The organism is Shewanella atlantica, from assembly GCF_003966265.1.
GTDB classification, from domain to species: domain Bacteria; phylum Pseudomonadota; class Gammaproteobacteria; order Enterobacterales; family Shewanellaceae; genus Shewanella; species Shewanella atlantica.
The window spans coordinates 49377-73066 of sequence record NZ_RXNV01000008.1 but is presented as its reverse complement, the minus strand read 5'-3'; the positions used below and the strand labels follow the sequence as shown (position 1 = coordinate 73066).

Genomic DNA, 23690 nt, shown 5'->3' with positions numbered 1-23690 from the left:
GTGTTATGATGTCGTTCTTATTCTCTTGCTTATTTCCTTGTGGATCATTTCAATGACAGCGAATGTTGCCGTGCTCTTGCCCTTGGCCCTGACCCTCATTCTAGCCCTGACCCTCAGGCGAACACTCCTGGCTTTAGGCGTTGGAATTGTCTCCGGCGCTCTTATGATTACCTCGTTTAACCCCATTGTGACGCTGGAGTATTTAGCGGTAACGGCAGGTAAGCAAGTCTATGCCGATGGCAGTTGGCAATCCTGGCACTTGAATGTATTAATCGCGATGGTATTGCTTGGTGCTATGACCCAACTGCTGGCGCGAGGCGGCGCCGTCAACGCCTTTGCCGATTGGCTATATCACCGTATTCGAAATGGTAGGCAAGCGAGGCTGGGTGTGGTCTTCTTAGGCTGGGTTGTCTTTATCGACGGGATCTTTAGCTGTATCGCCGTGGGTCATGTTTGTCAGCCCCTGAGTCAACGTTATGCTATGCCCAAAGAGCAGATCGCATATTTAGTTGACTCGAATGCCTCCCCTTTATGTTCATTGCTGCCTTTCTCGAGTTGGGGGCCTTACGTTATGGCGATACTGGCTGGGATCACCTTGTTGCCTGTCTCCCCATTACAGGCATTTATTGAGATGGCTCAAATTAACTTTTATGCGATTACTGTTATCGGTCTGTCCTTACTGGTCGCCTGGTTTGGTAGTGGCTTTAAGTCTCTTAAGAATAACGATTCGGTTCCGGAATCTATGGAGGTAGGCAGTCCCTGGTTATTAGGTGTCCCTATGGCGACATTACTTGTTGCTTCGATTGGGTTCACACTGTGGTCCGGCGCAGTATCGTCCACTAATTGGAACCTTACCGATTGGCTAACAAATGCCGATATAGGCAGTTCGATGCGAAATGCCTGCATATTGGCAACCCTAACCAGTATCGTATTGCTTAAATACTCCGGGCGAAGCTTAGGCCAATTGATGAAAGATATATTGGCGGGTATTCAGGCCATTAGTTTTGCCATCGGAATTTTGATATTTACCTGGATGATAGGTGGTGTTATTAAAGATTTAGGTGTTGCTAAATTATTGGCTGGCTGGGCCGAGCAGTTTCTGTCTGTACACTTTCTTCTGGCGGGTACTTTTTTATTGTGTGCCGTGATGGCATTTACGACTGGCTCCAGCTGGGGAACGTTTGCGATAATGATCCCCATAGGCGCTGAGATAGCAGTGGCAGTCGATGTTTCTATGCTGATCCCTACGCTCAGTGCCGTAATGGCGGGGGCGGTTTTTGGCGATCACTGCTCTCCCATCTCAGATACCAGCGTGTTGAGCGCAACCAGCAGCGGTTGTGAGCCTCACGCTCATGTTATCACTCAGCTTCCTTTTGCAATGATCGCGGCTGTCACCTCCCTCATGGGTTATCAATTGACTAACCTGGCTCTACCTGGCTATGTCGTTTGGCTCACCGTTATGATGACCGCAACGGGACTATTCTTGTTAGTGACTAGATTCAATGGGAAATTTTCCCGAAGAGGTACGTTACAGGAAGAGGGCTGAGCAGAAGTTAGTGCGATTTGATCGAGTCTGTTACTCATAACAAAAAGCCCCTTGCGGGGCTCTTTTATTAGCTGATTAGCTTAGAAACGGTAGTCAACACCCAAGTACAGTTGCTGGCTGTCATTGAGTGACAGGTTAGACTGAATGCCCGGACCCGTTGCTGCAGCTGGTGAGATTGCACTCTCGAAGTGTGATACATCGTAATCTTGCTTCAGGTAGCGATAACCAATTTCTGTGCTTAGTTTGTCATTGATTTTATACATCAAACCAGTTTGACCACCCCAAACGAAATTGTTGCTTGAGCCTACTTCGTTTGTATCAGGGCTGACGTGGTTAACACCGGCTGTGGCACCGATAAACCAGTTTAGCTTATTGCTGGCATCTAAGCTTACCAGGTAGTCATATGACATCAATAAGCTCTGCTGTTTTGCGAAGTCATCAGAGTTGTAAGAGTAAGTACCATATACTCTGTTGTTATCATTCAGGTAAACACCGGTACGTAGTTCGTATACGGCATTGTTTTCTTTTTCTGAGCCAGTCATTGGAACTGAGAAGCCAGGGTCGATTGGCTCGATTACATTGACTGAACCTTCATACTTGTTTTGCTGCGCACCGACGGTACCACCGACGAACCAATCTGCTGCGAAGGTAGGGGCTGAAATTGCTGTTGCTGCTACTGCTGCCAGAACTAAAGATTTGTTTTTCATAATATGCTCTCACTCTCAGAATTAATCGTTGTTTTGTTTCGTTGGGGGCATATTAAGTGACATTAGCTGAACGCTGACTGAATGGTATTACCGTATGAAATACAGCTAACTTTTGATTTTTACAATCGATACTATGAAAAATACCTCTTTGTTTTTAAAGTGTTACCAATTTGATTCTGGTTTGTCTTATTTTGAAAGAGTATTTACTCTATGCCTGTGAATTGGCTTAACCGGAATCATTCAGCTACTGAATTCAGAAACTCCAGCTAAGATATAATGCCTTTAAACTGACTCAATATGGGGGGCGGAACGGTGATAGTGGCTGATTGCTAGCGGGTAAAATGAAGGTGTCGCGGCCGATGGTTCTCGGCCGCAGCTCATAAACGATTTACTTCTTGAAGAAAGCTTCGTTAGTACCATATGGACCTAAGTTAAGATCGCGCTTACGGATCTCATCCACGCGATCGAACGCTTCTTCTGCAACGCGAAGGTTTTTCACGTCTTTACGCCAGTAGTACTTGAAACCATCAAAATGGGCATTCTTTGGATACCAGTACATCACACCTAAACCTTTATCGCTCATGATTGGTGTGTTGTGAATGGTGGCACCAGGAATGTAGAAGTACTGACCCAAACTCAGAGATTGAAACTTGTTGTCGGCCAGAGTCTTGCTGCCACCGGTAACTACATAGTAACACTCAGGTTGGCCATGGAAGTGTGGTGCGTGATCTGACTTACCGCCGTTTGTGATACCCATTACCATTGGGCTGTCTGAAAGCTCTTTCCACAGGTATCCAACCGGTGCATTTTTCAGGTCACAATTCTTGGCTTCCATGATGTTGCCGTCATCGTCCATGGTCTTACAGAAGCGCTGATCTACGGCAATGCTGTCATTTGACTTGATGCTGTTAAAGTCGATTTTACCCGCTTCCCAGTCGGCAATATAGGCTTCGACCATAGGGTCGCTACACTGGGCCGGCATAGTATCTTGTGGCGAGTATGGAGTGCTGTCATAAGGAACCGGTGTCATCTGCTGGAATGGCAGCTGTGCATGGTTACACTGTGGACCCGCAGCTAATGCTGTGGTTGAAGCTAGCGCGGCAAGGCCGAACATCATTTTAAGTTTCATCATTCATATCCTGTTATGGCTTGATGCCCGAAAGCTGCGATATTGTGCTTGTTCTTTTGGGCTTGAACTAACAATAAAGTGATAATGATGCTGTAAAGGTGAATTGGATCACGCACTCTTTTTAGCAGCAAACTTATTCGTGACAGAGCTCGCGAATAATCTTACCTATCGGCTCCGTTTATGACGTTTTTGGCGTCTAATTAAATATGGAATTGCAGGGTGAACTGAGCATAGTTAGATTGCCCGGTCTTTACTTGCTTGTTAGGCAATGAGTCTTGACTGTCATCAATCTGATAGCGACCAAGCTCAACCCCGACTTTCAGCCCCGGGGTCAAGCTGGTGAACAGGTTCACGCCGAAGTGAGCGCGATCCGTCTGTTCCACCTCTGTACGGGTGTGACCATAGAACACAGTCGAACGGGTTGTCTCACTCCAGAAGTGCCGATAGGCGACCATCGCCGAGCTGGTGGTCTCTATCTCCCCGCGGATGATATCTTTAGCCGCATCGGTTCCGACATAACGCCCCAGATTGCCATAGTGCAGTTGAAATCTAAGGTCGTCTTTACCAAAGGTATTTATTTTAGCCGCGAGTGAACCGCCCAGACCCAGCTGCGCCGTATCGCTGGGATCCAGATATCTGATGAGGCCTGACAGTGAGATGTTCCCCCAGCTGCCCTGTTGGTCATAACGGACGATGGCGTCGGGAATATAGTCATTATCTGTCTCTATCCAGTTTCTTTGTTCCGGGCTATCACCAGCTTGAGTGCCGTAGGTGTATGGATTTTCCAGAGCAATTTGCCAATGAGCCGTTTGGTACCTCAGCAGTGCCTGCCTGACCATAGCTTGCCCCACTAAGGGACCACCAAGATCTGCCGTTTCGGCGAAGGTGCTGGTGTTGACTAATGTTGACCAGGTTTGACCGGCGGTGAACTCCTGGTATTGGATCATCGCATGTCTGAGTCTCGGGCTGTATGAGTTAGAGATGACCGGGTTGCCCTGAGTGGAACCGACAAAATCAATTTCGGCAAATCCGGTAACCTCTCCGCGGGTTAGCTTGAGATTAAATCGACTTTCCTGAGCGCCAAACTGGGTGCGTTTGGCCTCCTCTTGAATCGTTCCATCCCCGTTCCAGCTGGGTTGGAAAGCAATGCTGCCGTCGACATAGCGGGCATTGGCTTTGAGAAAACCACCCAGCTCATATTCGGTTTCTGTGGCAGCAAGGGCTGGAAGGTGAGTCAGTAACAGGGTAAGGGTTAGGCTTATTTTTATGTTCATAATCTACTACATGAAGGGATTGGTCTAAAAAAAAGCCCTATAAAATAGGGCTTGATTCAATAATCTACGGGGAAATCAGTAAGTAAAAGTCATGGACTAATATGAAACATGATCCGTATTAAAATCAGAAGTTTGAGCTACTATGTTTGCACTAAGAGCTGGTTCAGATGCGGGAGCGAGCCTGAACCAGCGATTACTTAGGCTTTGGTTACTAGAAGTAGTAACCAAAGTTGATGTTGACGCGCTTATCCCAGTCATCGCCCATTTCAGGCAGACCGACATGATCATTGTTCGCGGTTGAGAAGGTCATGTTTTTGCCCATGACGAAGTCGATCATGGTATAAGTTGGGCCTGCTGATACGGCGCAACCAGTGACGTTCTGCATGCTGTTGTCGTAGCTGCTGTCATCGACGTCAGGTGTCATAAGGCCGAAATCGTTATAACACTTCACGCTACCCCAGTCAGTATTGAAGGTCTTAGCTATGTTAGCGCTATAAGCTTGACCCTTAGAGGCGATCTCATATTGCCAACTTACTACCGATACACCAATCTTGTTTGAATCGACCGCATCCGCAGCATCGTATTCATACTGCATCGCTTGTAGCTGTAGGTTCCAGCCATTGTAGCTGCTGTCTAAATGAAGCGCAGCGGCGTAGCGATCACCGGTATTACCGGTTTTGTTATTGTAGATCTGACCATATTGAACTGAGCCGCCGAAGGTCGTTGAGCCACCTTCATGTTCAGCTGTGTAGGTCTGACGCACGTTAACCTGGTTGGTCTCTTCGTTGTTATACTCGGTACCATTGATGGTACCTGTGTATAGGTCGGTCGCGTAACGTTTATTCTCTGTTGGACCATATTCAGCATTCTTGTAGAAAGCTAAATCAGTGTGCCAGCCGCCGCTGTTGTAAACGGCTTTAACCCCGACATCATGATCATCTTCGAAACCTAAGTAGTAAGGAATACCAAACCACCAGCTGTTAGAGATAAAGTCACGGTTACCGAATGGCACCTTGTTGATACCAAACTGTAGCTGCCACTCAGGATCGATATTGTAGATACCGTAGCCGTATTTGATGTAGTCGGTGCTTGAGGTGAAGCGATATTCTGCTGCTAGCCCCCAGTCGCCTTTCTTACCGTCAAACTTGATGGCGGCCATATCAAATGTCAGATCGCCACCCTTGTCTTTTGAAGCTTCACTGTAATCTTTGTAGCCATAGTTAACGCGAACCGCGCCGCCTATGTTGATCCCATCTTCCTGCTCTTCTGCACTGGCGCTAAAGCCGGTTAGTGCTATCGCTGTTGCCACCATCGACAACATGAACTTGGTGGATTTTTTCATCATCATTACCCATTTAGTATTTTTGTGTTTTATGTTTAAGTTTTCGAACTCATTACATCACATCGAACCAGGTACGGTGACACTCGGCGCATACCGGTGCCTTTTTCTCGTGTTCGCCGTGACAAGCTAAGCAACTGGCGCCCTGGTTGTAGTGGAATGATTTATGAGGATTAGCTTCTTCGATAGCCAGCTTGCTCTCATCAATCTCTATGCTGTTGATATCGCCATGACACTCGACGCAGGCGCTATCTGTCGCATTCTTTTTTCCTGAACCCTGGTGGCAGCTCTGACAGCCATCTTCATAGATAAATTCATGATTGGTCCGGCCTTCAGTCTTGCCCTTCATTTTTACCAGATCGCCGGCAAACGCACTGCCAGAGAGGGATAGGCCGATAAGAAGCGTTAACATTAATTTGTTCATAGTGATTAAGCCTGCACGTCAGATTTGATGGTTTCAGATACGACGATACCCATCGTCAAACATTCCAGGCAGGAGGTAGAGCTCAATCGCGCCTCGCCATGGACGCCACCGGTAGCTTCACCTATGGCATAGAGTTTCTTGATTGGCTTCATTGAGCGGCCATCGATAACCCGGGCACCAATATCTGTCTTTAAGCCACCCATGCAGTAATGAACCTTAGGCCAGATACGTGATACGACGAAAGGCGGTTTTAGCTCGACTGCGGTATCCATCTTTCTACCGAAGAGAGGGTCCTGACGTGTGCTGACTTGTGCATTAAACTCTTTCACCGTCTGTTTTAACTGGGCCAGAGGAATATTGAATTTTTCAGCCAGCTGCTCGAAACTGTCCACCTTCCAAGCCATATCATCGCGAAGTGCACGAACGACACGGTCGTCATCGGGATGATCTTTGTGGTTAAAGAAGACAACCGGATAAGCAGGTGAACCATCTTGGTAGCGGTTCTTCATGATGGCTTCCGAGCAGGTCTTACGATCGGCTCTCTCATTCATGTAGCGCTTACCATTCAGTACGCTGACTGAGATCCCTTCATGCCAGCCGATAGAGAGCAGGGCATTTGACCAACCGAAGCCGCCCTCATCGGGTGAGCCCCAGTGACCGGTTTGAATAAGGTTCATATGTACCGGCAATGCGCCATGTGCCATGGCCGTCAGGGTTACTTCGCCCGTAGCGCCTAAGGCATTGGTACCATCGAGTGTCGGATCCAAAGATGGGTCGACTGCGGCGCGCAGTTCCATGTTGCGGGCAAAGCCGCCATTGGCGAGGACAACCGCCTTGTTAGCCTTGATATAGATGCTCTTACCGGTTTTTAGATCCGGGAAGCGGTAGTTTTGACGTACCTTAAGACCGATGATCTCCTGTCCATCCATGATGAAGTCTTCGATGTAATGCTGCAGGCGATAATCGATCCCCTCTTTTACACCGGCTTCATAGAGCTTAGTGGTGATGTCACCACCAGTACCGTGCTGGGTACGGATAGCGCGCGCCTTGTTGTGGCCGCCGACCTGAATATTAAAGTCCTTACGGAATTTAACGCCTGTTTCGATACACAGGTCATAGGCATCAAGTGCACGGTTTGCGATCTGACGTAGCATGGCTTCGTTCTGCATTCCGCGTCCGGAGATGATCTGATCTTTAACCAGCTCTTCCGGTGAGTCGTCATTCACGCCTTGGGCTAACTGGGTTGGGTTCTTAGGGATAGCCAGCCAGCCGCCATTGATGGCGGAGTTACCGCCGAAGACCTGCATCTTTTCAAGCACCAGCACAGAGCCGACACCACTGCGTTTTGCATTCAGCGCAGCAGAAAGACCCGCAAAACCAGAGCCGACGACAATTACATCGGCCGATTCGTTCCATTTTATCTCGCCGCACTCACTGGCCATGACAGTACCTGGCATAGTCGATGCCAGTCCGCCCAGTGCCGCACCAGCACCCAGTTTTAAAAAACTTCTTCTATCTTGCATTTGTGTACCCTCAACTTCGGAATGACACCAAGATAAAGGGAACTCGGGGCAGTAAAGGTGAACTAAATCACGGGATTTTTTCAGTGACAAACTTATTCGTGAGTCATGTCCCGAATAAATTTACTCGCGATTAAATCCATATTTGACGACCTGTAAAAATGTTGGAGGAATTCTATAGAGTGTTATTAAACTTTGCCGGAATGTTTATATGAGGTAACTCACAAAGCCTGCTAATAATGTCATTTTTGCGTGAAGTTAATCCCGATTAGTGAAGGGACACCTGTAATCCATATTTGTTAACGGCGCATAATCGGCTCAATTAGGTAAATAAGGTCTTACTGATGAAATGTCCTACTGAAGCATTGCCCATGATACGCTGCAACCAAATACTCGATGCCGCAGAGCAGCTGATCGAGTCACAAGGTATAGTGTCATTTAAGTTTTCACAGTTGGCTAAAGAGGTGGGCTGCTCTACGGGAACCCTATATAAGTTTTTCGAACGCAAAGAGGATGTCTTAGTCTGCCTGTTTCTCAGGAGTGCGACTTCTAATCATTTACCTATCTTTATTGATAAACACCCTGAGCTGACCGCTCAGGAGAAAGTACTGCTGCCAATCCTGTTTACATTCGAAACCATCAAGCGCAGCAAGAGTTTCTTTACCCTTCGCTCTGTGTCGGTCAATACCATGGTCTGGCAGCTGGCCAGCGATGAGAAGGTCGAACGTTTTAAGAAGCGTATCAATGCATTCTGGGAATGGTTTACCGCCTCTCTTCATGAAGCAGTGGATAACGGAGAGTTAGATGCGACGCCACTACAGATTAAAGAGCTGGTACAGGGGATCGCCTTTTACCTGACGGGGTCACTGACCCAATTTGAGAGCGAGCTCATTGCACCTGAATACCTGTCGAATCGTCGTGATACCTGCTACCGTCATCTGTCTAAGCTGATGGGGCAATACCGATGGGAGAAGCCGCTCAATCAGGCGTTGTTCGATTCACTCGAGGCGCAAACGACGCAGTTTTTCGATAAATACTACCGAGAACATATGACATGTGCGGCATGTAGTGCACTTGCCTGTTCTCAAAAAAAAGACGAGAGCTACAGCAACTCATTACAGCGGTTAGCGGGTTAAATCATCTCAAGAAAAAAGCCTTCGATTGAAGTCGAAGGCCGGACCCAAGTTGTCGATATGGCGTGATGTGATGGAGCAGATGCTCTGAGGTCCTAAAATCAATTTGAGGAGCACCCGGCAGGGAACGATGCCGGGACTCACTCTATTTACCAATCGGTATCTTCTATCTCTCTTAGAAGTAATAGCCGAAGTTGATGTTGACGCGTTTGTCCCAGTCATCGCCCATCTCGGGTAGGCCAACGTGGTCGTTATTGGCGGTCGAGAAGGTCATGTTCTTACCCATGATGAAATCGATCATAGTGTAAGTTGCTCCCGCCGCAATCGCGACGCCGGTGACATTCTGCAGGCTGTCATCATAGCTCTGGTCTTCTACATCCGGGGTCATCAAACCGAAGTCATTGTAGAACTTAAGGCTACCCCAATCCGTGCTGACAATCTTAGCTATGTTGGCACTGTAGGATTGCCCCTTAGAAGCGATTTCATATTGCCAGCTCACGACTGAAACACCGATCTTATTAGGGTCGGCGGCGTCGGCGGCATCATACTCATACTGCATCGCCTGCAGTTGCAGATTCCAGCCGTTGTAGCTGCTGTCCAGGTGAAGCGCTGCGGCATAACGGTCACCCGTGTTGCCTGTCTTACTGTTGTATATCTGGCCGACTTGAACAGACCCACCGACTGTAGTTGAGCCGCCTGCATGTTCAAACTTGTATGTCTGACGAAGGTTTAACTGATTAGTCTCTTCGTTGTGATATTCGGTGCCATTGATGGTGCCGGTATAGAGATCGGTGGCATAGCGTTTGTTTTCGCCTGGGCCATATTCAGGGCTTTTGTAGAAGGCTAAGTCAGTGTGCCAGCTATTGCTCTCATAGACAGCCTTGATACCGATATCATGGTCATCCTCGAAGCCTAAATAGTAGGGGATGCCAAACCAGAAGCTGTTAGAGATGAAGCCAGGGTTACCGAAAGGCACCTTGTTGATACCAAACTGCAGCTGCCAGTCGGTATCTATGTCGTAGTAGCCATAGCCATACTTGATATAGTCGGTACTCGAGGTGAAGCGGTACTCGGCAGATAAGCCCCAGTCGCCTTTCTTACCGTTGAACTTGATGGCCGCCATATCGAATGTCAGGTCGCCGCCCTTGTCCTTGGAGGCTTCGCTGTAATCTTTGTAGGCGTAGTTAACGCGTACAGCGCCACCAACATCGATACCATCCTCTGCCGCTACAGGAATCGATAACCCCACTATGGTCATCGCAGCCACAAGCGCGGAAAGCGCAAAGTGTGTCGTTTTCATCATCATTACCTTTATTATTTTATCGGTTACTTATATTTTTTATTGATTGTTTATATTTGCTATTTAGCTTATTCGTGTTGGTGAGCTTGCTCTGTATCTGGTGTGCTGATGTGTGCTGGATATGCAATAGCCTCAATGCCTTTCAGGTGATATCCGGTTTTGGCAAATCCTGCTTGGGCACTCTTTACGCTCAGAGTTCCGGCGATATACATAGGTTGCTGTAGATCGGGAATAGCGATAGGTACATCGAAAGAGACATGGATCAACTGGTTGGCTGGTGAAGGCGGTTTGTGAAAGCAGGCGCCTTGTTGCGGTGTTAATAGAAAATTCTTCACATAGCCACTATTCTTGCCATCTAACGGGACCACAAACCCGGGAATAATCACCTTTTTTCCATCCAGAGCAAGGTTGACGTTGGTTTCTACAGGTAAGTCGGCTGCTCCCGGAGCTAAGTTATGCCAAAGGATTGATATCGCCTCTTCGGCTAAAAGGGCTGGGCTAAAGAGTATGGTTAGTGCCAGAATTAGTTTTTTCATATTATTTAATGAGGCCAGCTCAGCTGGCCTCATTCTCCGCTTAAGGGTTAAGGTTGATTACTTAGATTTTTGGACCACGTCCCAACCGTAACCACCATTACCTGAACGCACGAGCTTAGAGTTTGTGTATGGAATGAAATCAAACATCAGTTGCTCACCTGGGCCCACATCTTGTGGCCACTGGTACTTGAAGGTAGAGAACTTGCCATCGAGTGGGAACCAGTACATGTAGATCAAGTCTTGATCGTCATAGGTGTTTGGTGTGTAGTGCATCGCCTTACTTGGGATCTCGATGTAGTCGCCAGGACCGAATGGTTGCATGCGCTCCTGTGCCCAAGTCAGACCTTGACCACTTAGGCCGTAGTAACATTCCATTTCACGGTGGTAGTGTGGCGCTGCTGTACCCGGTGCAACACGGACAAGACCGATAACCGTTGGTTCATCGTTAAGCTCTTTCCAGCACATGCCGACTTCAGTTGCAGATGCGCCACCAGCAGGGCATGGGATAAGGTTGCTTGGGTCATCCACGCGCCATGTTAACCAGCCTGAATCATTGGCGCCTTTACCGCCGTGATCGTTTGACTTGATGTTGTAAATATCTTTTTCACCCGACTGAAGCTCTTTCAGGTACGCCATCGCCTGCTCTTGCTTACACACCATAGGCATAACCTTGGTTGGTGCGTTAATCGTCGAAAGCGTTGGCTTTGCATTGTGCCAAGGTTGATCCGCTGGCTTGTCGGCTGCGGTAGCGCAACCTGTCACAAGGATTGCCGAAGCGACTAGTAGTTTTTTCATCATCATTTCCTTTTATTACTTTAATATTATGTTGTTGCTTTTACTTTGGAGCTGGCAGGCAGCTCCATATTCAGATTGAAATAAATAAACTTTGCTTATTTATGCTCATATTTAAATTTAGGGAAGTCGAAGTTATGGCAGTCCATACAGATAGCCTTCTTCGGTGTATGTTCGCCATGGCACTCCATACAGGGGGCTTCCTGGCCGTAATGCATACTGTCGTGAGGGTTTTGTTTGGCATCGTGCCCCTCACGCTTTGTTTGCTCTGCTAACTCAGCCATGTCATGACATTGCAGGCATGAGTTATCGGATGGGAAGGCTTTCAGCCCCTGGTCATGACAGGATTTACAGCCTGAGTCATAGACCATCTCGTGATAGTCTCTTTTCTCCCTGGCTTGAACCGACATCGCCAGACAAGCACCGAGAGTTAGCACAAGTAATGTGTTGAATTTTTTCATTTTAAAGTCCTTATGCTTTCATTATTGAGCGAGCGGCGGTGACACCAAATGCCATACATTCTGGCGTTGAGCACCCACCTAGACGGCTGACGCCATGAACACCACCGGAGACCTCGCCAGCGGCATATAGTCCTGGAATTTTTTCACCGGTTTTTGCGGCAATAACTTCTGCCTTGGCATTAATTTGAATACCACCCTGGCAGTAGTGCACTTTTGGCCACAGACGTTGAACTATGAAAGGTGCCGTCAGATAGATACCCGTACTCATGTTCATGCGCTTACCAAACTGTGGATCTTCACCGGCCTTAACGTAGGAGTTCCAGTCTTCAATCTGCTTTTTCAATGGCTTTAGCGGCACATCGAAATGCTTGGCAATCGCTTCGACGCTATCGAACTCCCAGGCAACGTTATATTTCAGCACGTTAGCCATCGATGGATCTTTCTTCGCTTCGTGTTTAGGAGCGATAAGCAGTGCAGGATTTGGCTTGCCATCTTTATCACGACGCTGAACTTCCAGATCGGCGCGGGTTTTACGGTCTGCCGTTTCATTCATGAAACGTTGACCTGTGCTGCGGTCGATTGCGACTGAGTGTGGGAAGTTATAGAGTGAGAAGCCTGCGCCGTATCCGAATCCACCTTCATCTGGTGATGCCCATGGGCCCGATTGAATGAAGCTCAGGTGAACCGGCATAGCGCCTTCGGCCAGCATGGCAATCAGGCCATCACCCGTAGCGCCACGAGCGTTAGTGCAGCCAACCTCGGCACCCAGGTTTGGATCCAGTGCCTGACGGAAGCTGACGTTAGCACCGAAGCCGCCAGTTGCAATCAAGACACCTTTCTCAGCCTTAACGTTGATAAGTTTGCCTGAATCTTCGTGGCCGAAGTGGTATCCCTTACGAACCTGAATACCCAGTACCGTGCCATCTTTTGCGGTGATAAGGTGCTCAAATTTATGGCGGATTTTGGTTTTCACGCCGTAGCTTCTTGCTGTTTTAAGCATAGGGCGGATAAAGCCCGCGCCGCTGCGCTCGACAACCTGATGGCTACGTGTCGCGCTGGTACCACCTGTGTTGATGATATGGTCGCGATAGATACAGCCACAGTCTTTGGTGAGTTGATAGATATATGGACCCAGCTCTGCACTATGTCTTAACAGCTCTTCACTGGCATAACCACGCCCGGATTTTAGTTGGTCCTGAACCATAAGCTCGGCGCTGTCTTCGATGCCAAGTTGCTTCTGCAGATCGGTATTAGCGAAGCAGGCCTGTCCGGCGTTGAGTGTGCTGTTGCCGCCATAGACGCCGAGCTTCTCGAATACGGCGATATCTTTGGCGCCTAATTTACCCGCTTCGACGGCGGCTGCTAGTCCGGCAAAACCGGAACCTACGATGATGATTTCGTGTTCTTCATCCCATTTGACGTCAGATGAATTTGCGCTGACGGTGAGGGGAGCCAGTGCGCCAACGGCTGCAGCTCCCGCACCAAATTTTAAAAATGAACGTCTTGTTTGCATATTGTTATCTCCGATTAACTTGGGATTACAATATGCTTGGATGGCTTATCCAAATATGCGCGAAATCACACTTTGGATTTGGGAATAAAGTTTTTTGTGGGGGTGTTCAAGAAAATGTTTCTTTTAAGTATCTAATTAGTAAGAGCGGAATAATATTGATGTTGAAATAATATTTATAGGTTTTAACTATGCATTGTCCCAGTAGCCATTGTGATGCAATAAGATGTAATCAATTACTCGACGTTGCAGAGAATTTGATTGATAAACAGGGCGTTGTGTCTTTCAGGTTCGCGCAGATAGCAAAGGGTGCCGAGTGCTCAACTAATACACTTTATAAATATTTCGAGTCTAAAGAAGATGTGTTGGTTTGTTTATTTTTAAGAAACACAACATCGACTCAAATACCTGTTTTTATAAAAGAACATCCAGATTTAGATATTCACCAAAGATCTGTTTTGCCTATTTTATTTACTTTTGAAGTTGTTAAGCGTAGCCCAATATTTAATATTTTGAGAGTTGTATCAATAAATAGTATGTTCTGGCAGATGGCGAGCCCTGAAAAAATAGAGGTGCTTCGTAATCGGGTCAATTTATTCTGGAGTTGTATTCGTGTGCCATTGGAAGATGCCGTTAATTCGGGGGAGCTTGATGCCACCGAACTCGATATTCGCGATCTGACCCAGTCACTTTACTTTTTCCTCGGTGGTGCATCATCGACCTATGAAAGCCGATTAATGGACGAGAAGTATTTCACAGCCGATGATGAAACCAGCCTGCGACACATCAGCCGTTTGATGAATCGATATCAATGGAAGCGACCTATTACTCAGGAGATGATGCAGGGTATGAGATTACTGATCAGTGAGTTCCTCGATAAAGGTAAGACTAAGATCCGAAGCTGTGAGACCTGTTTGGGCATAGGCAAGCAACTGACTTGCCGCGACGATAAGTAGAGTGAATGACCCGATCGGCTTGTTCGGCAATCGCCCGGATAGCTAAGCGAAAAAACGCGTTAACTTTACACTTCAATAGGTGGCTTATCTTAGTGACAAGCCCCATTCCCCTTGACTTTATTGCCTTGCATCCATACGCTGCTTATTCAGTAATCAAGGTGGTAAGCAATGCAAATAAATTATAATTTAAAACCTGCGTTAGAACGCCGTACTGAGCAGTTCGAGCCTGAAACAGATGTGGGCTTCGGTAACCTCAGAACCGATCATATGTTTTTAATGGATTATCGCGACGGCCAGTGGTGTGATCCCAGAGTTGTTCCCTATGGGCCATTTGAAGTTGCACCCGGTGCAATTGCCCTGCATTACGGTCAGTCTGTGTTTGAGGGTGCGAAAGCCTTTATGCATGAAGACGGCGAAATTTACACCTTCCGTTTAGACAAAAATGCGGAGCGACTCAATCGTTCTGCCGATATTCTATGTATTCCAGGCCTGTCTGAAGCTATGCAACTGGAAGGCATTAACGCCTTGATCGATGTCGACAGACTCTGGTTCCCGATGCAAGAGGGGGCTTGTCTCTATATTCGTCCCTTTATCTTTGCCACCGAAGATAGGTTGTCTGTCAGCCCGAGTGAGCAATATACCTTCTGTGTGATGCTGAGCCCAAGTGGCCCCTATTACTCTGACGGCTTCGATAAGGCGATTCGTCTGCTTATTAGTGAGCGCTTCCACCGCGCCGTATCCGGTGGTACCGGAGCCTCTAAGGCTGCAGGTAACTATGCTGCGTCGTTGAAGGCAGGTAAAGCGGCCGCCGAATATGGTGCCGCACAGGTGCTTTACCTCGATGCCAGCAACAAGCAGATCGAAGAGGTCGGCGCCATGAATCACTTTCATATCCTGAAAGATGGCACTGTGATCATTCCAAGTTTTACCGATACCATACTTAAATCAATCACCTCGCAATCTATCTTGGACCTGGGTGAGTTGCTCGGCTGTGAAGTGCGCCAGGAGACGGTGATGTTAGATAAGTTTATCGCCGATATCGAATCCGGCGAGATCATCGAGGCTGGTGGATTTGGCACCGCTGCCGTCGTGTCACCTGTCGGTTCATACATCTTCGAAGATAACCGAGTTGTTACGGTAGGAGATGGGCATGTTGGTGACAATACTCGTCGCCTGTATCAGGTGCTCACAGATATTCAGAAGGGGAAAATTGAAGGCCCCGAAGGATGGGTACAACATGTTGCGCGAGTGACTCCATAAGTTGGCTCATTAATAAAAGGCGCCCATCGGCGCCTTTTTTTATGCTTTATCCAGATAACAAGCCGTTTTAAATAGACGATTGTTAGTTTATTTGAGCTGTGATGGTTACTGCTTGACGTAGATAATTAGTTTTCGTTGCGATAAAGGTCTGCTTAGAAAAGTCTGCATGCATCTGTTGATCAGCCTTAAAGTCGCCAGCAATCTTTTCCAAGTTCAAATTCTCTATTTGGCCTTGCGTATTAATGGTAAAGGTAGCTGAAAAACTACTCTCGTTGTTATTACCGTTAAGTAAAGCTGACCAGTCTAATACCCCATTTTCCACTAACCAATATTTTCCCAGTTCAGTAGCATTGACTTTCAGCTCTTTGGATGAGCTTGTTAAAGGTTGAGAAAGAGTGGAGCATCCTGATATTAATGCAATGAATGCGATGAGCATAATGCTCGATACTCTTTGTGATACTGGCTTCATAGTTGGGTCGCTTTTGGTTTATATTGTAATAAATATTAATTCTGTCTCGGGCAGCATCATAATGATTTACTGCTGACATGACCAGTCAATAAAGTGACAGTTGTCACTTTATTGTGTAAATTTTTCAAGGTTTGTCGCAATTGTTTAACATTGTGTGAGCGGTTCTTCGGATGTTAAATGATCACTATGAGTGTTAAGTGAACACTATGAGTGTTAAGTAATCATTATGGATAAGAATATATATGGGAAAAGGACATAGCAGTCATGATCAATAAGATTAATAAACTCTTAGTTAATGCCTGCTCCGGACGCGCGACTAACGAGTCAGATCGCGGAGCATGACACGCACGGGAGTCGGTGAGAGCACTGAATGTATATCTGGGGCAGAGCAAGCGGTTGAAATTATCAGAGGTTTGGGGATTAAGATGTTCAGCGAAGATTAGGTTGAGGAGCTAAACATATACTTAGATTAAATTTATCGTGCCTGAGCTTTGGAGAACAGGCACGATATGTTTTAAGCCTTATCTTCTTTGGCTACGCCATTTTTTAGCATCACCTGGTGGATCTGCTCATCTTTCTCTTCCCATAGCTGGTTTAACCAACGCTGGAATTCGACACGATACTGAGCTTCTGAAAAATAGCGTTTATTATCGACTTCGGGTACCGGCAGCACCTCTACTTTTACCGTGATCTTCTTAATTTTACCGTGCATCACCTCAGACAAGGGATCCGACTCTGCATCCGGGTACACTAAGGTCACATTGAGCAGGTTAGTAAATTGCTCACCCATGGCCGACAGCGTGAAGGCGATGCCACCCGCTTTAGGGCGTAACAGATAACGGTAAGGCGAGTCCTGGCGTATACGTTTCTCTTCTGTGAAGCGACTCCCCTCAACGTAATTGATGATGGAGGTAGGCATTGTTTTAAATTTTTCACAGGCACGCCGTGTCGATACCAGATCTTTTCCCTTAAGTTTCGGATTCTTCTTCAGTTTAGCCGGACTGGTTCGGCTCATAAATGGCATGTCCAGCGCCCAACAACCCAGACCCAAAAGAGGGACATAGAGGAGTTCGCGTTTTAGGAAGAACTTCAGCATAGGAATATGGTTGCGCAATATATAGGTTTGAACCGCAATATCGAAGCCACTGAGATGGTTACTGATCAACAGGTACCAGCCATGTTTGTCCAGTTTTTCTAAACCTTCGATGTCCCATTCGATATCTGCAAGCAGGAAGAGTATACCGCCATTACAGGTGGCCCAGGCCCACATGAATTTGTTCATTATCTTGGTGAGAAAGTTCCGCCCGGCAGTAAATGGAAGGAGAAGTTTTATGAGCCCTCCTATGCTGATCAAGCCGGCCCAAATCGCCGTGTTGATGACAAGCAGGATTGAGCTGATGATATATAGCACTGGGCCAGGTAAAAAATTCAACATCTTGCTATGACACCTTCTGATTTACATTGTGTTGCTGGGCGAGTTGTTCGAGCCTTTGATCTTTCTCTTGCCATATTTTGTTGAGCTGCTCCTGAAACGAGATCTTAAACTCTCTGTCTTTCATGTAGTCGCCGCGCATCTCGGTTGCTATCTCTGAGACCTTAATATGTACATGTACCTCTGTAACCTGTCCGCTGATATAGTCCCAATAGGTAGGTACTTTTTCTGGGTAATAGATTGAAACATCGACCAGTTTATGAATATGTTCCCCCATTGCCGATAATGCAAAGGCCAACCCACCTGCCTTAGGTTTTAACAGGTGTGAAAATTGGGAGTTTTGTTTCGTGTGCTTATGGGCTCTGAAGCGAGTTCCCTCAACAAAGTTCATCACGCTGACCGGCGTGGATTTAAATTTTGCGCAAGCCTTTCTGGTGATCTCGATATCTTTGCCCCTTAGCTTCGGGTTTTTCCTAAGTTGAGCAGTGCTATACCGGCGCATAAACGGAAAGTCGAGCGCCCACCAGGCCAGGCCGAGAAACGGCACGAAGATCAGCTCTTTTTTCAAAAAGAACTTCAGGAAAGGAATTTTACGGTTCAGTACCCTTTGTAGTATCAAGATATCTACCCAGGATTGATGGTTGGCGATCACCATGTACCACTCTTTGGGCGAAAGTTCGCCGTCACAGTGTAGGTGGACCTTTACGGGGTGAAAAATGCGTTCTATTACGCCGTTAATGCTTATCCAGGCGCTCGCGCAGTTATCGAGCAGTGAAGAGCAAGCTGTCCGTATTGCTGGGATGGGGATAAGTTTAATAGGGCTTAGAATGACAATGGGCAACACCCAAAAAATGGTATTAATGACCCAGCATACAAATGCGAGACAGCCTCTGATTAATGAAAAAACTCCACCCACTTAACATCCCCCGATAAAAATTGGAGACTTATATTACTAGCAGTAGGGCTTTTGCTCAATCTAGATGTGCCTTAACGTGGAAATATTCATAAAATCTTATGCAATTTTATGCTAATCAGTCCTCTTGATGCAGTGAATGACAAATTGCGGGATATTTGGTTAGGCAGTTTTAGTTAGCTACACTTAAAGCTGTAATGATTATTATTTGCCAATAGGAAGCAGAACTGTATGAGATTCGCTTATCTGTTTTGTATGCTTTTTATGCTTTGCGCACAGGTGAAAGCAACTCCAGATGTCGTTTTTTTTAATCCTGGTAAAGCGCAAGAAAGCTTTTGGGGGGATGTGGATAAAGCGATGTCTGAATCGGCAACTCTGCTTGGAATAAAACTTGAGATTTTTCATTCCAGTCGTGATCGCTTGCTGATGATCGATCAGGTCAATAGGTTGGCCCGTTCCGCGGTGCTACCCAAATATGTAGTGCTGGTTAGCGAGGAAGGGAGCGCCAGCAAGATGCTCAAATCATTATATGGTCGACCTGTGTATGTCGCCTTGATGCTCAATGATATCAGTAAGGAGGAGAGAGCCCAGCTTAAGCAGGATACTCATTGGCAGAAATACCTACTTCCGGCGGTGGTGCCGGATAACTATTCTATTGGCCACAAGTCAGCTAGTGCCTTAGTTGATGCTATGAGCTCAGAAACTCCCGAAGTTGTAGGAATTTCAGGAGATACCTTAACCCCAGCATCTTTGGATAGAACTTCCGGTGCTGTGGATCTCTTCCAATCGCAATCCCTGCTGACTTTGCATCAGGTGGTATACGGTAACTGGCGAGAAGATTCGGCTTATTGGCTGACGTTAAAGATGTTGAAACGTTATCCCGAACTTAAGGGAATATGGACTGCGAATGATCATATGGCATTTGGCGTGTTGCAGGCTCTGGAGGAGCAGGGAATTGTCGCGGGTAAGGATATTTTTGTCAGTACCGTTAATACCTCAGAAAAAGTATTGCGCTTGCGTCAGCAAGGTAAAATCGCTGCATTGGGAGGAGGTCACTTTCTTGCCGGGGCGGTGGTCATGGATAAAATTGCAAAGCATCATCATAGTGGCCGATATACCGCCGCTTCCCCATTCCCACTGTTCAGTTTATTAGAGCCCGATAGCGAATTCTTTGCCGCCTTGCTTAATCGGGATTGGAAAGCCATTATCAGCTACAAGTTTTGCTTAGCAGATGCAGAGGTAAACCTTAGTTGTAATGTCCATGCAGGTTCAAAACATTAGGCGGAGCATAGCCTAACCACATCGATTGGATAGCTCTGGACAGTTAATAGCTTTGTTTCAGGCTCGAAAGCAGTCTATCCATGGCACGATAACCCAGGGCTTGAGCAATGTGATTGCGCTCGACATTTTTGCTGCGTTGCAAATCTGCAATAGTACGGGCCACACGTTGCAACCGATGAAAACTTCTCACCGATAAGCCCAGTTTGTTGACGCTCTGCTCGAGAAAAAGCAGATCGGACTGCGCGAATCCGCCACTCTCTTGCAGTTGTCGTCCACTTAGTTCGCTGTTCAGCACACCTGCACGGGCAAGTTGAAGCTCTCTGGCACTCTTTACCCGCATAGCTATCGATTTACTGGTTTCTCCCATATCCACTTTTTGGGTCAAGGCGCCGGCAGGTAGCTTAGGCACCTCTATGGTCAGGTCGAATCTATCTAAAAATGGCCCTGACAGTCGCGACAGGTATCGCTGGATCTGATCTTGTGTCGCTCTGGCATTATCCACATCGCCACAGGGGCTTGGATTCATCGCCGCAACCAGCTGGAAGCGACTGGAGAAGGTGAGTTTAGCAGCGGCGCGGGAGATGACGACCTCGCCTGTTTCCATCGGCTCTCGCAGACAATCGAGTACCCGGCGGGGAAATTCGACCACCTCATCTAAGAAGAGTACCCCCCTGTGTGCCAATGAGATCTCTCCTGGTTTTGGGTTGCTGCCACCGCCGACTAATGAGATGGCCGAGCTGGTGTGGTGTGGGTTTCGAAAAGGACGCCGATAAAATTGTTTAGGCGCGAGGGACATGCCGGCTACGGAGTGAAGCGCTGCAACCTCCAGTGCCTCGTCATAGCTTAGCGGAGGCAATAGCTGCATCATTCGGCTGGCCAGCATGCTCTTTCCTGTGCCGGGAGGGCCGAGCAGCAGTAGGTTGTGATTACCCGCGGCCGCTATCTCTAATCCCTGTTTGGCTTGATATTGGCCAATGACTTCACTCATGCAGCTTGTGTGTTCTTGCGCCTCTGTGTCTATCCACTCAAGCTCAGTCTGTATACCCGGTAGTGGAGTTTGTCCGTGCAGGTATTCGCTCAGGTTTTGCAGATGACTGGCGAAGTGGACTTTCTGATAACCCACAAGTTCGGCATCATCCCTGTTACCCAGCGGAATGACCAAGGTGGTATCTTGTTTGCGGGCATCGACAATCACGGGCAACAGGCCATGACAGTGACGTATGTGGCCGGAGAGGGCCAGCTCACCAACAAACTCATGATCTTTGAGTGAGTTTTTAGGAACCTGCCTGGATGCGGCCAGGATACCTATGGCGATAGGAAGATCATAGCGCCCTCCCTGTTTAGGCAGGTCGGCTGGGGCCAAGTTGACTGTGATACGTCGCATCGGGAATTCAAACCCTGCATTGATAATAGCGCTACGAACCCGCTCTTTAGCTTCCTTGACTGAGGTCTCCGGAAGTCCGACGAGGTTGAAGGCCGGAAGACCATTGCTGAGGTGAACCTCTACGGTTACCGAGGGGGCCTCGACTCCTTTGCTGGCACGGGTGGCGACACAGGCGATTGCCATAAACAAATCCTTTTGTTTAGTTTGATTGCTTTATCAATGTATTAGCTTGCTGTATTGAGTGTAGCAGGGGATTGGTGATTTCGACTGAATGAGCCGAAATCGGATCTATTCTGTTTGATAGGGACTGGAAGCTTGCTTATGTTGTCATTCCGGTATGCTTGTTGGCCGGAATCCAGTTTCTTGTGCTTGAGTTTATAGTTAGATGAAGTCTAACTATAAGTAGTTATTGGCTCTGCACCGAAAGCCTGATTAAAAAAAGGCTTTCTATTGCATGGCGCACATTTTTAGATACAGTTGCAACCCAATTGTTATGCCATATAACTAATCGCTCTTATAACGAGATGTTTTATTCATGGATTGAGTTAAGATCGTTATTCGGCATTTTCTTCATTATTTTAAGAGCAACAATATGCGTTATGAAGTTTGGGAACAGCTCAGAGTAGAAGCTGAGGCTCTGGTAAAACAAGAACCCCTACTGGCCAGTCATGTCTATACTTCGATACTCAACCATGAGTGTTTGGGCTCTGCATTAAGCTTTGTCGTTGCCAATAAACTCTCCGATGGTGTGGTGTCACCTTTTACCTTCCGTGAACTCTTCGATAAAGCCTTTATCCATTGTGATGAGATGCTAACGAATGTGGCGACCGATATTAAGGCGGTAAAGGATCGCGACCCTGCGGTGAGTAGCTACTTAACTGTGATGCTCAACCTTAAAGGCTTTCAGGCGATACAGGTGCACCGTTTAGCGCACTGCCTGTGGCAGCAGGACAGGAAAGAGTTGGCTCAATTTATTCAGAGCCGAAATTCAGAGGTGTTCGGAGTCGATATTCATCCCGCCTGTAAGATAGGCACGGGGATCATGTTTGATCATGCGACCGGTATCGTAATCGGCGAAACGGCCGTGATAGAAGATAATGTCTCACTGCTGCAATCGGTCACGCTTGGCGGAACGGGTAATCAGCAGGGTGATCGCCACCCCAAGATAAGACAAGGTGTCATGATTGGCGCCGGGGCTAAGGTATTGGGGAATATCGAAGTGGGTCAGGGGGCAAAAGTAGGTGCAGGTTCGGTGGTATTAAGCGATGTCGCTCCCCATACAACCGTTGTTGGAGTGCCGGCAAAGGCCGTAGGTACACCGGTATCTGACTGCCCGGCCGAGACGATGGAGCAGAACTTCTTCGACTCAAGTGCGATAGCTTAAACTTATTGCAGAAGGCATAGGCCTAACGGGCTGACCTAACTTACCGGATTAGCCCATATGTGGCGCAAATATCTGTAAATGTTTATCGTGCTTTTTCGCATGGTACATAGCGATATCGGCACTTTTCATTATGCTCTTGCGAGCATCTCCATCCTTTGGGTATTCGGCAATACCTATGCTAATACCAATCACTAATGAGTGGTTTTCACAGCTAATATCCTTGAGCAACTCCTCCTGAATGGTTCGGGCGACGATGAATGCATCTTGAGCCTGAGTGCTGGGAAGAACCACCGATAGTTCGTCGCCACCTAGCCTTGCGGCTATAGCATTGTTGGGTAACACTCTGTTTATACGCTGGGCTACGATTTGCAGCACATGATCGCCTTCGGCATGACCGAAGGTGTCGTTGATCATCTTGAAGTCATTGAGATCCATCATCATGCAGCTAAACTTATTACCGTCAAAAGCGATCAGTTTATCGATCTCTTCATAAAATAGATTACGATTGGGCAACCCGGTTAATTGATCATGATGGGCCTGATAATGTTTGGCTTGGATCGTGTTTTGCAGCGTGAATATGGTTTCCCGGCTCATTTTCGTGATAACAAAAACAAATATCCCTCCACCACAAAAGATAGTGGCTACGATCATCTCCAGAGTGCCGATTTCACGGTTAATCAGCATCCAGATGTAACCCAGGTAGCCCAAAATAAACATAAAAATCAGGTTAAGCAGAAGTAGCCAGCCCTTGTGCTGGTGATCGGGGATATTGCACATTTGATGAGTTGGGAACAGGGCGGCAATCAGTCCCGTTAACCCTGATAGTACTAAGAAGATAGCCAGTATATTCATGGGCTCTTTATATCTTATTCATAATCAATCAATTAACTATCTGTTTGCTTAAGGTTAAGTATAGATGAACAAATAACTTCTGAGAGCC

The 23690-nt window shown here is 47.2% G+C and carries 22 protein-coding genes and 1 pseudogene; 7 read left to right on the top strand and 16 right to left on the bottom strand.

Annotated features, from left to right (window positions below; translation table 11 throughout):
- Positions 1-52 precede the first annotated feature (52 nt).
- Positions 53-1546, top strand: coding sequence for a Na+/H+ antiporter NhaC family protein (locus EKG39_RS16020; RefSeq protein WP_126506953.1), 1494 nt, complete (start codon positions 53-55; stop codon positions 1544-1546).
- Positions 1547-1626: 80 nt separating this feature from the next.
- On the opposite strand, the gene EKG39_RS16015 is transcribed toward EKG39_RS16020, so the two are convergent.
- From EKG39_RS16015 to EKG39_RS15990, 6 genes are all read right to left on the bottom strand, one after another.
- Positions 1627-2253, bottom strand: a complete 627-nt coding sequence (locus tag EKG39_RS16015) for an outer membrane beta-barrel protein (protein ID WP_126506951.1) — start codon at positions 2251-2253, stop codon at positions 1627-1629.
- A 388-nt stretch (positions 2254-2641) separates the two neighbouring features.
- Positions 2642-3385, bottom strand: coding sequence for a cupin domain-containing protein (locus tag EKG39_RS16010; RefSeq protein WP_126506949.1), 744 nt, complete (start codon positions 3383-3385; stop codon positions 2642-2644).
- Between the two features lie 197 nt (positions 3386-3582).
- Positions 3583-4656 carry a hypothetical protein gene (locus tag EKG39_RS16005; protein ID WP_126506947.1) on the bottom strand — a complete coding sequence of 358 codons (1074 nt, stop codon included), beginning with the start codon at positions 4654-4656 and terminating at the stop codon, positions 3583-3585.
- Between the two features lie 211 nt (positions 4657-4867).
- Positions 4868-6001, bottom strand: a complete 1134-nt coding sequence (locus EKG39_RS16000) for a hypothetical protein (RefSeq protein ID WP_126506945.1) — start codon at positions 5999-6001, stop codon at positions 4868-4870.
- A 49-nt stretch (positions 6002-6050) separates the two neighbouring features.
- Complete coding sequence (locus EKG39_RS15995; protein WP_126506943.1) at positions 6051-6419, bottom strand: cytochrome c3 family protein; 369 nt, start codon at positions 6417-6419, stop codon at positions 6051-6053.
- A 5-nt stretch (positions 6420-6424) separates the two neighbouring features.
- On the bottom strand, positions 6425-7942 hold the full coding sequence (locus EKG39_RS15990; protein WP_126506941.1) for a flavocytochrome c: 1518 nt from the start codon (positions 7940-7942) through the stop codon (positions 6425-6427).
- 341 nt (positions 7943-8283) lie between these two features.
- On the opposite strand from EKG39_RS15990, the gene EKG39_RS15985 reads away from it, so the two are divergent.
- Positions 8284-9075, top strand: coding sequence for a TetR/AcrR family transcriptional regulator (locus EKG39_RS15985; RefSeq protein WP_126506939.1), 792 nt, complete (start codon positions 8284-8286; stop codon positions 9073-9075).
- 172 nt (positions 9076-9247) lie between these two features.
- Here EKG39_RS15985 and EKG39_RS15980 read toward each other — a convergent pair whose 3' ends face one another.
- From EKG39_RS15980 to EKG39_RS15960, 5 genes are all read right to left on the bottom strand, one after another.
- Entirely contained in the window at positions 9248-10378 is a 1131-nt protein-coding gene (locus tag EKG39_RS15980) for a hypothetical protein (RefSeq protein ID WP_126506937.1), read from the bottom strand.
- Positions 10379-10440: 62 nt separating this feature from the next.
- Complete coding sequence (locus EKG39_RS15975) at positions 10441-10908, bottom strand: DUF3299 domain-containing protein (protein WP_126506935.1); 468 nt, start codon at positions 10906-10908, stop codon at positions 10441-10443.
- Positions 10909-10965: 57 nt separating this feature from the next.
- The gene (locus EKG39_RS15970) at positions 10966-11703 is read right to left on the bottom strand and encodes a cupin domain-containing protein (RefSeq protein ID WP_246028528.1); all 738 of its coding nucleotides are present in this window, start codon (positions 11701-11703) and stop codon (positions 10966-10968) included.
- A gap of 95 nt (positions 11704-11798) precedes the next feature.
- Positions 11799-12161 carry a cytochrome c3 family protein gene (locus EKG39_RS15965; protein ID WP_126506932.1) on the bottom strand — a complete coding sequence of 121 codons (363 nt, stop codon included), beginning with the start codon at positions 12159-12161 and terminating at the stop codon, positions 11799-11801.
- Between the two features lie 10 nt (positions 12162-12171).
- Positions 12172-13674: a flavocytochrome c gene (locus EKG39_RS15960; protein WP_185817628.1), complete on the bottom strand. Its 1503-nt coding sequence runs from the start codon at positions 13672-13674 to the stop codon at positions 12172-12174.
- A 188-nt stretch (positions 13675-13862) separates the two neighbouring features.
- Here EKG39_RS15960 and EKG39_RS23675 point away from each other — a divergent pair.
- From EKG39_RS23675 to EKG39_RS15950, 3 genes and pseudogenes are all read left to right on the top strand, one after another.
- Positions 13863-14027, top strand: a pseudogene (locus tag EKG39_RS23675) (TetR/AcrR family transcriptional regulator); the annotation flags it as partial.
- Positions 14028-14129: 102 nt separating this feature from the next.
- Positions 14130-14627 carry a hypothetical protein gene (locus EKG39_RS15955; protein ID WP_246028533.1) on the top strand — a complete coding sequence of 166 codons (498 nt, stop codon included), beginning with the start codon at positions 14130-14132 and terminating at the stop codon, positions 14625-14627.
- Between the two features lie 168 nt (positions 14628-14795).
- Complete coding sequence (locus EKG39_RS15950) at positions 14796-15887, top strand: branched-chain amino acid aminotransferase (protein WP_126506926.1); 1092 nt, start codon at positions 14796-14798, stop codon at positions 15885-15887.
- 82 nt (positions 15888-15969) lie between these two features.
- On the opposite strand, the gene EKG39_RS15945 is transcribed toward EKG39_RS15950, so the two are convergent.
- The 3 genes from EKG39_RS15945 to EKG39_RS15935 all read right to left on the bottom strand — a co-directional run bounded on the left by EKG39_RS15945 (position 15970) and on the right by EKG39_RS15935 (position 18704).
- On the bottom strand, positions 15970-16356 hold the full coding sequence (locus EKG39_RS15945; RefSeq protein WP_126506924.1) for a hypothetical protein: 387 nt from the start codon (positions 16354-16356) through the stop codon (positions 15970-15972).
- Between the two features lie 514 nt (positions 16357-16870).
- Entirely contained in the window at positions 16871-17791 is a 921-nt protein-coding gene (locus EKG39_RS15940; protein ID WP_126506922.1) for an acyltransferase, read from the bottom strand.
- Positions 17792-17795: 4 nt separating this feature from the next.
- Positions 17796-18704 (bottom strand): acyltransferase, encoded by a 909-nt coding sequence (locus EKG39_RS15935; protein ID WP_126506920.1) that lies wholly within the window; start codon positions 18702-18704, stop codon positions 17796-17798.
- A 228-nt stretch (positions 18705-18932) separates the two neighbouring features.
- On the opposite strand from EKG39_RS15935, the gene EKG39_RS15930 reads away from it, so the two are divergent.
- Positions 18933-19982, top strand: a complete 1050-nt coding sequence (locus EKG39_RS15930) for an ABC transporter substrate-binding protein (RefSeq protein ID WP_126506918.1) — start codon at positions 18933-18935, stop codon at positions 19980-19982.
- Positions 19983-20025: 43 nt separating this feature from the next.
- Here the strand turns inward: EKG39_RS15930 and EKG39_RS15925 are convergent, their stop codons facing one another.
- Positions 20026-21549: a YifB family Mg chelatase-like AAA ATPase gene (locus tag EKG39_RS15925; protein WP_126506916.1), complete on the bottom strand. Its 1524-nt coding sequence runs from the start codon at positions 21547-21549 to the stop codon at positions 20026-20028.
- 409 nt (positions 21550-21958) lie between these two features.
- On the opposite strand from EKG39_RS15925, the gene cysE reads away from it, so the two are divergent.
- Complete coding sequence (cysE, locus tag EKG39_RS15920; protein ID WP_126506914.1) at positions 21959-22750, top strand: serine O-acetyltransferase; 792 nt, start codon at positions 21959-21961, stop codon at positions 22748-22750.
- 48 nt (positions 22751-22798) lie between these two features.
- Here cysE and EKG39_RS15915 read toward each other — a convergent pair whose 3' ends face one another.
- Positions 22799-23602 (bottom strand): GGDEF domain-containing protein, encoded by an 804-nt coding sequence (locus tag EKG39_RS15915; protein WP_126506912.1) that lies wholly within the window; start codon positions 23600-23602, stop codon positions 22799-22801.
- Positions 23603-23690: the final 88 nt, after the last annotated feature.